This window comes from Pedobacter kyungheensis, assembly GCF_000812965.1.
In the GTDB taxonomy this organism is placed as follows: Bacteria; Bacteroidota; Bacteroidia; order Sphingobacteriales; family Sphingobacteriaceae; genus Pedobacter; species Pedobacter kyungheensis.
The window spans coordinates 189,255-202,814 of the sequence record NZ_JSYN01000010.1 but is presented as its reverse complement, the minus strand read 5'-3'; the positions used below and the strand labels follow the sequence as shown (position 1 = coordinate 202,814).

Sequence of the window (13,560 nt, the reverse complement as noted above, 5' to 3'; positions counted from 1 at the left end):
GTGAAGCAATCTTTTAAGTTAGTTTCTCTGGAAGTTTGTCATGTTGAGCTTGTCGAAACACCTCATATATCGTCAAGCAGGTCCTTCGACAGGCTCAGGATGACAATTCTATATCGATGATACAGTCTATTGGGTTAGTTTTTGAGTATGGGTTTTAATGAAAGCACAAGTCTGGCCATTGCTATGGCTGGGGGCGCCAAGACTTGCGCTAGATTGGGATTATTGGGCTTAAATTAATTGATGAGTCCAACTTTCTTTAAAGTTCTTTGTAGTTCATAAAATGTTTGTTCGATATTATCGCCATCAAATGGTATATATTGTAAGCCTGCAATGTTAGAAAACTCTTCAACCTGATTTTGCTTTAATATAATAACATTTTCGAACCCTAATCTCCCTTGAAATAAACCAGCTTCATGGATAACATTTTGCCTAGCTCTAATTGTACCACCTGCAGTTTCATCTTCAGCTGTCATTATAAGGATTGCAAAGGATGAATGTTCTAGGAATTGGGTTAAAACATCCACTATTGTCTCACCTGTTCTAGATTCATCTTCAAATATAAGAGTGGTTAAATTGTGATCGTGCTGTAGGAATAACTTTAATCTTGCCCAAAGCTTACTTCTTCCATGCCCAATAAATATCTTACCTCGAACTTTTGATTGGTTAAGAGGTTTAGCCTTTTTCTTGCCCAATTCTGCCCCTAACTTATCTTTATCTAATGCTATAAGCTTTTCTAATAACAATCGTAGTCGTTGTACGGAATCATTATTTAAACTAATTAATGCAGGGGTTATGTAGAATGAATCAACTCTTGGGTTAGCTTTATATTTGTCAAAGAAATTTTCAATCTTGTCTAAATAGATTAAAGCCTCATCTATGTCTTCCTGATTTTGAAATGGCAATTCCGATAATTTTTTTACAAACAATTGAACCGGGGAAAAGAACGTTAAGTCAGTTTTTATGCTTTCCCATAATCCTTCGGATAATATTTTAACCTCTCTAACTAACATTTAAATTCTATGCAAAAGGATTTAATTTAGACTCAGAATCAGATTTCAAATTACGCCTTTTAATCTCTGAATCTATAGCACTTTGGATAGAAGGCATAAGATGAGACGCATAGAATCCATTAACCTCTTCTTCGAATGATTTAAGTAAATCATTTATATCGGTTGTTATTCTAAGAACCCTATTTTTAATTTCCTCTATTAGTTCGTTATTACCTGATATTTTATGGTTTGAATACTCTTTATAACAAAATTTATTGTATTCGATATAGGTACGTGTTCTATCTATATGTCTTGCAGATAAAGAGCCAAACAATTCGATGTCGCCATAGATTGGAATTTCATAAAGCACATATTCTACCAAATTAGAGCCACTAATTGAAAAACTTATACCTGCTGGTGCATTCCTAAAGGAAATTTGTTCTTCCTCAATGCTAACTCTGGTTTGATCAAGTTGAAGTTTAGGAACGATAATCTTTGAATTTTGAAAGACCGTTTCATTGTATTCTTCTGAAGAAAGATCTCTATCAGTCGATTTTAAAATAATATTGGAAGCTTTAGAAAGAGAGTGTTGATAGATATTTGTCATAGATATTTTTATACGGTTTAATTAATTTTCTTACAATATAACAACCATATATTATAATTCAATACGGTAATCCGTAAATACTCATTTTTAGTTATATTAACTTCTGTGCATTGTTTCTCAAAGTCCAAAGAACAAATCAGTATCTGGTTTTATACCGCAATTTAATATGCATGCATTATAAATCTGTACCTTTGCAGCGTTTATCAATTCTCAGCATTATTAATACATGGGCAAAAACAGCATCGGCTCTACCATTACCTATTTCTTTTTGGGCGAATATTTTTCTGATGCATTGCGCACCACCATTACCGTGGTGTTGCCTATTATTTTGTTCTTTTACCTGGGCAATCCCGATGCCGCAAAAGGGATAGGGGTAGGTGCTTTACTCATTAGCCTCACCGATTTACCCGATAACCGCTTAAATAAACTCAAAACTGCGGTATGGAGTATTTCAGTATTCTTTTTAACCACGCTGGTGGTATCGTCGGTATTAGATCAGGTTTACCTCAGTGCTGTGGTGGTGGTGCTGGCTGCCTTTAGCTTTTCGATGTTTGCCGTTTATGGGCAAAAGCTGGCTTTAATTGGTACCATGGCCTTAATTGTGTGTACCTTTGTAATGGGCTTGCACCCGGCCAGGCCGCTGTATTTCAGTACCTGCATCTTAATAGGAGGGGTATGGTATTATATTATCAGCTTAATTCAAATCCTCATCAGGCCGTACCGCTCGCTACACCATGCCATTTTTGAATGTTTAATGAGCAGTGCCGAGTTTCTGCACATTAAAGCCAAAAATTACGATGTAACGGTACCGCTCGATTTGCAGCAGAAAGCTGCCATTAAGCTGCACATCAAGGTAAACCAGAAACACGAGCTCATCCGCAATTTGCTGCTTACCGATAAGTACGCCATGAACCCCGATAATGTTAAGGGACAATTGCTGTTAGAGCGCGCCCGCTTGCTGATTGATTTATATGAGCAGCTAAATGCAGTACATTACGATTATGGCCTGGTGCGCAAAACCCTTGATGGAGGAGCCAGCCTGCAACTGATTGCAACATTGATTGAGATTTTAGCCAGGGAGCTGGAGCAATTGGGGCGTCACGTACGCTCGGCCAAAGCGTATAAAGGCGAGGTAGCTACCAATATGGCCTACCACCAAAACCGCATACTGTTACAACAAGAGCTGGAGTGCTTAAACGAAACCCAGCGGCTAATTGTGCTTAAAGTAATGGCCAATATGAACGATATTGTGCGCATTATCGAAATGATCCGCGGCAATGAACGGGTGCCCGAAAAAGAGCAGCAAGAGTTAAGCGGCAGCATCGCTTACCCACTTTTTATTACCGGCGACCGCTTTTCGGTTAAAGAACACCTTACCTTAAAATCGCCTATTTTCAGGTTTTCGCTGCGGCTGGCCATTTGTTTTCTTTTTGGTTTTTTACTCATCTGGCAACTCGAGCCGAGCAAATACAGCTACTGGCTTTTTTTAACCCTCGTAATTGTAGCGCGGCCTAAATTTTCAATCACCTGGAAACGTAATTTGCAACGCTTGAAAGGGAGCATGGGTGGTGTGGTTATTGGTTTGGTACTGGTTTACCTCATTAAAAGCCCTGCCGTGTTGCTGTCTTTTTCAGTTGTTTTCTTACTGGGCTTTTATGCTTTTAACCGCTTAAATTATACCATTAGTGTGCTGTTTATTACCCCGGCGGTAATTTTAACACTGGGCAGTTACCAGGGGCATTTCGATCACATTGTGCACGATCGGATTATGTTTACCCTGCTGGGCTGTGTAATTGCCATTTTTGCCACTTACCTGTTCCCGGTATGGGATAGCCGGCAGCTGAAAGCAAAAATTGCCAACGCAGCAAAAGCCAGTCTGAATTACCTGGAAGTGGCCATTCAAAACCGGGCAGAGCGTGATGAGAATCAATCGCGCATGGCCCGTAAAAACGCCAATTTAAGTTTATCGGCCCTGAGCGAAGCCATTGAATCGGCCAGTCAGGAGCCCATGCAGAAACAGATCGATTTTAAAGGGCTTTACGATGTACAGGCCATTATTTACCAGATTAATGCGATCATTACCTCCATATACCTTTCGCTTAACCATAGGGCTGAGCAAGCTAATTCACTTTTAGTAGGCCAGATTGTGGCCGATTTAACAAAGGATGCAAACAGCAGCAAAGCAGAGACCATTAAAGTTTTACCCATGGCCGAAACCGAACTGTACAACGAACATTCTACCCCGCAAAAACTGGCGCATATTGCGGCTTTATCGGCAGGTTTTAATGGGGCTGTGGAGCGGAGTTTTGGTAGGGGATTTTAATCTCCTTGCACTAATCGTCATTGCCAGCTTGACTGGCAATCTTAATGCAGTAGAAAGGTTAGAGAGCCATGTTTAAGGTTCTATTAACTCTGGCGAGCAATCTTGATCCCTGTTTTCCGTTATCTTATATATACAAATGGAAGATTTTTTCCGCTCTATGCCGCGGGGGCATGGTACTTTGGAGCGCCAAAGTACCCAAAGCGCTCTGTCAATCCAGCAATGGGCTTTTTACACAACCCCGTACACATCAAAAAACAGCGGCACTTCGTTTTGTTTGTTAGTACTTAGTTGAAAATTTGTGCAAACATTAACACAAAACCACTGCGTTTTAGGTTTGGGGGTGCCATTTGTACTATTCTGCAACTGTTTTTTGATTTCCACAGCCCTTGGGATTGACGGCGTTCTTCGCTCAGAACAGTGGTTTTTCAAAGCAAGTTAAGCAGGATGCCAAAAACTATTTACAAAAAAAGATGTGTCTATATGTTAGGCTTCCCCGAAAAGCCTTCTCGAAATGATGATTTTCTCAGCTAGAACATAAAACCATCCTCTCCATGTTTAATCCCTGCATCCGTGGCAACTCAACCTAAACCAGCGGTAATAAATTTGTTTAATTTAACCACAGCCAGCGGTATAATGCTATATTGTGCCCGTTTAATACAAAATAATATGAAAAGACTATCCTTCGTTCTGCTTTGCCTCTCTTTTTTAACCCTAACAGCCACTGCTCAAAATAAACCCAATTTCTGGGATGATGTACAAGTCATTAAAAAGTACGATCAAATGTATAAACCACCTGTAAACCCGGTGTTATTTGTAGGCAGTTCCTCTATCCGCAAATGGGATGATTGCACACAGATCTTTGCCAAATACAATGCCCTGAACCGGGGGATTGGTGGTGCCGTGATTAACGATATTACCTATTATTTAAATGATGTTGTTTTTCCGTATCAACCTAAACAAATTGTACTGTATGTAGGCGAAAACGACCTGCCTAACGATGCCGTAACTCCCGATACCGTGCTGAACCGTACCATTAACCTGTACAAAGCCATCAGGGCGAAACTGCCAACGGTACCTATTGTGTACATTTCGATTAAGCCGAGCCCAAGTCGCGATAAGTTTAAAGAAAAGGCTGTAGCCTCTAACGCCTTAATACAAAAGTTCTTTGCAGGCGAAGCCAATACCAAATTTGTTAACATTTACCCTTTAATGCTTACCAAAAAAGGTCAGCTGCGCCCCGAGCTTTTTGTTGGCGATATGCTGCACATGAATGCTGCAGGTTATGCCATCTGGAGAAAAGCTGTTGAGCCGCATTTGTTGAAGAAAGCTCAAAGCTTAAAGACCAAAGACTAAAGCTTGAGGAAAACTGAAAGCTTAAAGACCAAAGCGGAAAGCTTAGATGCCCTTAGGTGTCTAAGGTGGTGAAAAAATATTGGTACGCATTAGACGATACAATCGTTAAGCTATTTCTGCACGCGTTAGAAACGCGCGCAAGCCTGAAGCTTAGGTGTTCTAAGGTGTCTTAGGTGGTAAAAAGAGTCTAATGTCCGAAAGTCGGAGGTCCGGAGCCAAAAGCTTAAGACCAAAGCAGAAGCTTAGATGCCCTTAGGTGTCTTAGGTGGTGAGAAAGCTTAAAGACCAAAGCAAAAAGCCTGGATGCGCTTAAGTGTCTTAGGTGGTGAAAAGTTTAAAACCGAATGGTAAGCGCGGCTAACCGGAATTAAAATTATATATTTATGATTGCGTTTTAACCGTTCCCTGATCTTATATGAAGAAACTTCTACTAGCCATATTATTCTTCCCGATTGCTTATTGTGCCCAGGCCCAGGTGTTACTGGGAATTCCGCAAGTAGTAAATTACAATAACGAACAGTATAATGGCGGTATTCAGAACTGGGATGTAGAGCAGGATAAAAACGGGATCCTCTACTTTGGTAACAATGAGGGCCTGCTTACTTTTAACGGCCGCTACTGGAACCTCTACCGGCTGCCTAATTTTACATCGGTACGTTCGGTTGGCATCGATTCTAAAAACCGCATTTATGTTGGCGGACAAGATGAATTTGGTTATTTCTACCCCAATGCACAAGGTGTTTTAAAATATACTTCGCTGCTAAACCTGCTGCCCGAAAACATGCGGAAGCTGGCCGATATCTGGGGCGTTTCGATTGTGCGCGATGAAGTGTTTTTTAGATCGATACATGCTATTCTGCATTATAAAGATGGTGTAGTTAAAAGTTATAAAACCAACACCACCTGGATGTATATGGGCACTGCAAAAGGAAAGGTTTTTTCGCAGTCTGCTGATTCAGGCCTGATGATTTACGACCAGGAAATGTGGAAGCCATTCTGTGTGGATAGTGTGCTAAACCGTTCGGGCATTACGGCGGTGCTGCCTTATGGTGGCGATACTTTATTGGTTTCGATGCTAAAAAAAGGTTTCTTTCTGGTGGTTAATCATCAGCTAAAACCTTTAAAAACAAGTTTGGATCAGGTTTTTTTAAACGAGCGGATTTATTCTACCAGTCAGATTGGTCCGGGGTTATACGGGGTAGCTACCACTTCAGGTGGCGTGTATATTATGAACAAACAGGGCAACCTGGTGCAGAAATACAATTATAAAGAAGGTTTACAGAACAACAATGTGAGGGGCATATTGCTGGATAAGGATAAGAACATGTGGCTGGCCCTCGATGATGGCATTGCCTATGTGGCCATAAACAGTGCCGTTAAAAATATCTTCCCCGATCGCAATAAGCAGATTACCAGTTACGCTTTTCGTAAATATGGCGAATCGATCTACATCGGTACCTCTAATGGCTTGTACCGGGCTAAAATAAATACAGCTATGCCCGATTTAAGCTATTCGCCTGTCAATTTTGAAGAGGTAAAGAATTCAAAAGGACAGGTATGGGGCCTCGATGAAATTAACAACCAGTTGCTTATGGCACACGAGGATGGCACCCTGCTGGTAAAAGATAATACGGCCACGCCGCTGTATAGCCTCATTGGTACCTGGATGTACCAAAGTATGGATAATGTTTACCCGAGCAAAGAGGTAATTGCGGGTACCTACGCCGGATTGCAGGAGATAACTTACGATGGAAACCGCTTTATTAACGGCGGCAGAATTGCCGGAATTAACGAAACGTTGCGCTTTATCGTTGCCGATAACAATAACACTGATCAGATCTGGGCTTCGCATCCTTACCATGGCGTATATAAAATAGAACTCAATCCCGATCATAAAAGTATATTGCATACTACCTTATTCTCTGACCGTGATGGCTTGCCCACCAAGCTTTACAATTATGTGTTCCACCTGAAGAACCGGGTTGTAATTGCCACTACAAGCGGCATTTTTGAATACAATGCGGCCAGTAAAAAGTTTACCCGTTTTAAACTGCTCGGGTCGGCACTCAATGGTGTGCCCATTCAGTATCTTAAAGAGGATAATGATGGCAATATCTGGTTTGTAACCAATAAAAAGGTAGGGGTAATCGATTTCCACAGACCACAGGGCAAAAATGCTTTCAGTGTTTTATACCTGCCCGAGCTAAATGGCAAAGTGGTTGGTGGTTTCGAATCGATATACACGCCTGATAGCAGGAATATATTTATAGGGGCCAATAAAGGGGCTTATCACATCAATTACCAGAAATACATTCAGAATATAACCCGGCCAAATGTAGTGTTAGGCACGGTTAAATTAATGGGTAATAAAGATAGTGTGGTTTTTGGTGGCTATTTTGTAAATAAAGGGGGCATTGTGGCCCGGCAGGATTTGCACGAAATACCCGAATATGTGTACAGCCTAAATTCGATCCATTTCGAATATGCTTCTACACTTTTTGAGCACGATAAAAACATCAAATTCAGCTACCAGCTTATGGGCTTTGACAGCGAATGGTCGGCATGGGGTACCAAAAGCGAAAAAGACTATACCAATTTGCCTGCCGGAAAATATACCTTTAATGTTAAGGCCAGTACAGGGGTAAATAACGAATCGGAAGTGGTGAGCTATACTTTTGTAGTGCTGCCTGCCTGGTACAATACCATCTGGATGCGCATAGTTTACCTGATTTTAGTTGTGATGGCGCTGCGGTTAATTATCAGGTGGCAAAAAAAGAAACACACTAAAGAGCAGGAGCGGATGAGTTACCTGCATCAGCTGGAGCTGGATAGGAATGAAAAAGAAATTGTTAGGCTCCAGAACGAAAAGCTTGAAGCTGATGTGAATTATAAAAACAAAGAACTTTCTACCATGACCATGCACCTGGTACAGCGGGGTAAGGTGCTGGCTAAAATAAAGGAAGTGATATCAGCCGTAATTAAAAACCACGACCTTAACGAAAGCTCGCCAAGTTTCAGGCACCTGATCAGGCTGATTAAAGATGTAGAGAAGAAAGACCAGGAACTGGATCACATGAGTGTGCATTTTAACCATGTCAACACTGAGTTTTTTACCCGGCTAAAAGATCTTTACCCCGACCTTAGCCAGAACGATCTCAAATTCTGTGCTTACCTGTCTATGAATCTTTCTTCAAAAGAAATGGCTCAGCTGATGAATGTGACGATTAAGGCTATAGAAGTGGGCCGTTACCGCCTTAGAAAGAAACTTCAGCTAAAGCCAGAAACCAATCTATACGAGTTTCTGATCGAAATAGCGCGATCAAAAACGTCTTAAAAGCATGTTTTTGTTACAATAGCTGTTATTTTCTGTTAAAAAAATTAAATCGCTGTAAAACAGTTTTTTATACTTCTCTTGTAGGGCTTATGTAGGCCCATTTTTTCTGTTTTTTAACCTTTTTGAGGGTTGATGTATGGTTGGTGTAGTAGTGGTAAATTGTGCTATTGCGCATCACCTCTATAGATTTGATTTATGAAACAGCAGCCAATAAGTCTGTATCATGAACTAACCAAATATCATTAACTAAAAACTAATTTCTATGAGAGGAAGATTTACATTCGTATTCTTCATTTACTGTCTCCTGGCTTTTCCGTTTGCCTTAATGGCGCAAGACATTCCGGTTACAGGAAAGGTAACAGAGCAAAGTGGTGCGCCACTACCTGGCGTAACTGTTAAGTTAGAGGGAACTACCAAAGCGGCATCGACTGATGTCAATGGTGTATTTACCATTCAGGCTCCGGTAGGGGGAAAGCTCAGCATCAATTTAATTGGTATGGCGGCACAAACGGTAACTGTTCCAGCAGGGGGCCGTATTAATGTAACGCTCGTTGCCGATTCAAAAGACCTTACCGAAGTAGTAGTAGTAGGTTACGGTACACAAAAGAAAAGTGTAGTTACCGGATCTATCTCCAGCGTTAAGGCCAAAGATTTAGAAAGCATGCCCATTAACCGGGTTGAACAGGCTTTGCAGGGTAGAACATCTGGTTTAACCATTGCCAGTGGTAACGGCCAGCCAGGTACCTCTTCTACTGTTAGGGTAAGGGGATATACTTCTTTTGCTTCGGGTGGTAACAACGATCCGCTTTGGGTTGTAGACGGGGTAATTGTAGATAATGGCGGTATAGGTTATCTTAACCAGGCCGATATCGAATCTATCGAAGTTTTAAAAGATGCTGCTTCGCAGGCTATTTACGGTGCCCGGGCTGCTAATGGGGTAATTATCATCACAACCAAAAAAGGTAAAGCAGGTTTAATCAGCGTAAACTATAACGGTTTCTATGGTACTTCTGCACCAGCTAAAAGACTCGATTTATTAAATGCTACCCAGTATGCTACCATCAGAAACGAATCGGCAGCTAATTCTAATTTACCACAACCTTATGCAAATCCGGCTGCTTTGGGCGTAGGTACCAACTGGCAGGATCAGGTGTTTAACGACGATGCACGCCGCCAGACGCACGAGTTCAGCGTGAGCGGGGGTAATGATAAATTTACCATCTACAGTTCTATGGGTTACATTAAACAGGATGGTATTGTGGCCAGCCCGATTTCTAAATGGAACAGGGCAAACGTAAGGATCAATTCGACCTATAAACCTGCAAAATGGATCACTTTTGGCGAAAATTTAGGTTACAGCCACTCTGTAAACAGCAGTTTGGGTAATACCAACAGTGAGTTTGGCGGACCATTGAGCTCGGCCATTAACCTCGATCCGATTACACCGGTAGTAGAAACCGACCCGGCTTTAATTGCCAAATCGCCTTACACCATTGCCAATACACTTAGAAACCCTGATGGATTTCCTTATGGTATTTCGCCGATTGTTGGTCAGGAAATGACTAACCCGGTAGCTTACATGCAAACCCGCCTGGGTAACTACAGCTGGGATCACAACATTGTAGGTAATGCTTTTGCAGAGATCGAACCCATCGCCAATTTGAAATTCAGATCGAGCTTAGGTACTAAAGTGGCCTTCTACGGCGGCGATTCGTACACCCCGCTGTTTTACTTAAACTCTTCTTCTAAAAACGATAAAAAATCATTTTACCGCGAAATTAATACCGTATTAAACTATAACTGGGAAAATACTTTAAGTTACTCGCGCAACTTTGGTAAGCACCATGCTTTCATTATTCTGGGGCAGGGTTATTACATGGATAACAATACCAGAAGTTTAAATACTACTTACCAGAACATCATTGCCAATAGCTTTTACGAAGCGAATTTAAATTATGATCCGGGAACTGCTAACAAACTTGTTGGTGGTGGTGATGGAACATTACACGTTGTAAACTCATTATTTACCCGTGTTACTTACGATTATGATGAGAAATACCTGTTTACCGGTATTATGAGACGTGATGGTTCATCGCGCTTTGGTACCAACAACCGTTTCGGTTATTTTCCATCGTTCTCATTGGGTTGGGTGCCATCAAAAGAGGCTTTCTGGAAAGAAAATGAAGTTGTAAATTTCTTGAAAATCCGCGGAGGTTATGGGGTTACCGGTAACGATGCTTTAGGAGATTTCAGATATGTTTCTTTGGTAAGCAGTGGCCGTAACTATACTTTCGGTACAACCGATCAAAGTGTAATAGGCTGGAGCCCGGCTGCTTTATCTAACCCTGATTTGAAATGGGAAGAAACGCGCCAAACCAATATTGGTTTTGATGTAACCTTATTTACCAATTTTACCTTATCGGCAGAGTATTTCAAAAAGAAAACAGTTGGGGTATTGCAAACACCAGATATTCCGTTGTACGTTGGTGCAGCAGGAGGCCCGACACAAAACGTGGGCGACATGCAAAATACCGGTTTTGAGTTCGAACTGGGCTACCGTAAAAAAATCGGAGATTTTAACCTGGGTGTAAACGGAAATATATCTTTCCTTAAAAATAAAGTTACCAAGTTGTTACCGGGTAAAACCTTTATCGAAGATAATGCACAAAGCTTCCAAACCATGGGTAACTTTACCAGAACCGGTTTAGGCAGATCGTTTAACGAATACTATGGCTATGATATGCTTGGTATTTTCCAAACACAGGCCGAAATTGATAGTTATGTTGGTCCGGCAGGCACTAAATTACAGCCTAACGCTAAACCAGGCGATATTAAGTTCGCGAACTTAAATGGCGATAATGAAATTAACTCATCAGATAAAACCTTTTTAGGTAGTCCAATCCCGAAATATACTTATGGTATTACCATTAACCTGGCTTATAAAAACTGGGATTTGGTAGCTTTCGGTAATGGTGTTGGCGGAAACCAGATCTTCCAGGGCTTACGTCGTTTAGATGTTACCTATGCAAACTGGCAAACCAAAATATTAGACCGCTGGACCCCTACAAATCCATCTACTACCATGCCGCGTATTGTAGAATCTGATCCAAACGGAAACTACATCAAGTTCTCGAAACTATACCTGGAAAAAGGCGATTATTTCAGGTTAAAAACCTTACAGGTAGGTTATACGCTTCCTCAAAATGTATCGAAAAAAATTGGTGCACAAAAAGTCAGGGCTTATTTAATGAGCGAAAACTTATGGACCATTACTAAATACACAGGATATGATCCTGAAATCGGCGGAACAGTATTGGGTGTAGACCGTGGTGTTTATCCGCAGGCGCGTTCATTTATGATTGGTTTAAATGTTGGATTTTAATAGTTGAACAATGAAAAAGAGTATTTTTTATATCGCGGCTATTGTCGCTTCATCGCAATTGTTTGTCTCTTGCAAAAAACAGTTGGATGTAAACCCAAGGGAGCGCATTCTGGAGACCGGTTATTATAAAACTCCTGCAGAAGCATTAACTTCACTCATTTCGGTGTATGATGTTTTGGGAAATCAATCATCAGGATACCTGACCAAAGTGAATATTTTATCGGCAGGTTCTGATGACCATTTTGCCGGAGGCGATTCACCATCTGATATCGGCGATTTACAAACCATCAATAACTACACCTTAACTTCTACCTCGGGGGCAGCCAGCCACTTATGGGGTAAGGGCTTTACAGGTGTTTACCGGGCAAATGTATTTTTGCAAAAGGTAAATGGTGCAGGTTTAGACGATGCCACTAAAACGCGGTACATTGCCGAAGTAAAAGCTTTAAGGGCAATTTACTACTTCGATCTGGTTAGGTTATTTAAGAATATCCCTTTATTAACGGATGTGGTTGAGCCTAATGCCATGTTTGATGTATTGCAGGTGCCTGCAGATCAGGTTTATGCTTTGATTGTTAAAGATTTATCAGATGCTATTCCTAATTTACCTACTACGGTGCCGGCTGCTTCGCAAGGCGGCAGGCTTACCCAGGGTGCTGTACATGCAGTTTTGGGTAAAGTGTATATGTGGCAGCAAAAATGGACTGAAGCTGCAGCAGAATTTGCTTTGGTTAACGGGCCTACACCAGGAGCCAGCACTTATGGTTATAAATTATTACCAAACTTTGCCGATTTATGGAACGTTAAAAATAAATTCAATTCAGAGTCGATTCTGGAAATTGTGTACAACACCACTTCTGATATGGGCTGGGGAACAGTAGGTAGCCGCGAAGGTAACGTAATGAGTATTTTGGTTGGCCCACGTAACTATGTGCCTGTAAATTCAGCTTTAGCTCCCGACTATATTTCGGGCTGGAGTTTCCTGCCTTTCACTAAAGACTTCTTTGATCAAATTCATTTCGATCCGAGAAATAAAGCAACTGTTGCCAATCTGGATAGTTTGGAAAAGGCCAATATTGTTACCTATAAACATGCAAATGCCAATACCGGATATTTTATAGAAAAATACGCGGGCCGTACTTCTACCAAAGCTGCCAGTGGCCAGTTGGAGCTTAATTTCGGTCAGGATATGTACGAAATCCGTTTAGCCGATACTTATTTGTTAGAAGCAGAGGCATTGTTAAAAAGTGGAGCAGGTGTTGGTGCTGGAACAAAAGCTTATGTTATGTTTAATGCAGTAAGGGCAAGGGTAGGCTTAAATCCGCTACCGGTAACCATGGATAACATTATGCGCGAGCGCCGTGTAGAGCTTGCTGCAGAAGGACACCGCTGGTTTGATCTGGTACGTTGGGGTTTAGCACCAACCGTATTAGCCGGTAAAGGTTTTAAAGCAGGCAGAAACGAAATCTTCCCGATTCCGGAAAGAGAACTGGCCAACTCTAAAATTTTACAAAGTAAAGAATGGGGTGGCACAAAATAAATTCCCGTCTATATATCCTTAATGTTTAATTG

The 13,560-nt window shown here is 41.3% G+C and carries 7 protein-coding genes; 5 read left to right on the top strand and 2 right to left on the bottom strand.

Going from position 1 to position 13,560, the window contains the following annotated elements:
* Positions 1-233: 233 nt before the first annotated feature.
* Together OC25_RS26870 and OC25_RS10500 are read right to left on the bottom strand one after the other, a co-directional pair.
* A complete protein-coding gene (locus tag OC25_RS26870; RefSeq protein WP_052266116.1) occupies positions 234-1,010 on the bottom strand; it encodes a TIR domain-containing protein in 777 nt (258 codons plus the stop codon).
* A gap of 7 nt (positions 1,011-1,017) precedes the next feature.
* The gene (locus tag OC25_RS10500; protein WP_039475405.1) at positions 1,018-1,596 is read right to left on the bottom strand and encodes a hypothetical protein; all 579 of its coding nucleotides are present in this window, start codon (positions 1,594-1,596) and stop codon (positions 1,018-1,020) included.
* A 226-nt stretch (positions 1,597-1,822) separates the two neighbouring features.
* On the opposite strand from OC25_RS10500, the gene OC25_RS10495 reads away from it, so the two are divergent.
* The 5 genes from OC25_RS10495 (at position 1,823) to OC25_RS10475 (ending at position 13,528) form a co-directional block, all read left to right on the top strand.
* Entirely contained in the window at positions 1,823-3,919 is a 2,097-nt protein-coding gene (locus OC25_RS10495) for an FUSC family protein (protein WP_039475402.1), read from the top strand.
* A 666-nt stretch (positions 3,920-4,585) separates the two neighbouring features.
* Positions 4,586-5,272, top strand: a complete 687-nt coding sequence (locus OC25_RS10490; RefSeq protein WP_039475399.1) for a GDSL-type esterase/lipase family protein — start codon at positions 4,586-4,588, stop codon at positions 5,270-5,272.
* Between the two features lie 415 nt (positions 5,273-5,687).
* Positions 5,688-8,606, top strand: a complete 2,919-nt coding sequence (locus OC25_RS10485) for a ligand-binding sensor domain-containing protein (protein ID WP_039475396.1) — start codon at positions 5,688-5,690, stop codon at positions 8,604-8,606.
* A gap of 262 nt (positions 8,607-8,868) precedes the next feature.
* Positions 8,869-11,988, top strand: a complete 3,120-nt coding sequence (locus OC25_RS10480; RefSeq protein WP_039475394.1) for a SusC/RagA family TonB-linked outer membrane protein — start codon at positions 8,869-8,871, stop codon at positions 11,986-11,988.
* A gap of 10 nt (positions 11,989-11,998) precedes the next feature.
* Positions 11,999-13,528, top strand: a complete 1,530-nt coding sequence (locus OC25_RS10475; RefSeq protein ID WP_039475389.1) for a RagB/SusD family nutrient uptake outer membrane protein — start codon at positions 11,999-12,001, stop codon at positions 13,526-13,528.
* Positions 13,529-13,560 lie beyond the last annotated feature (32 nt).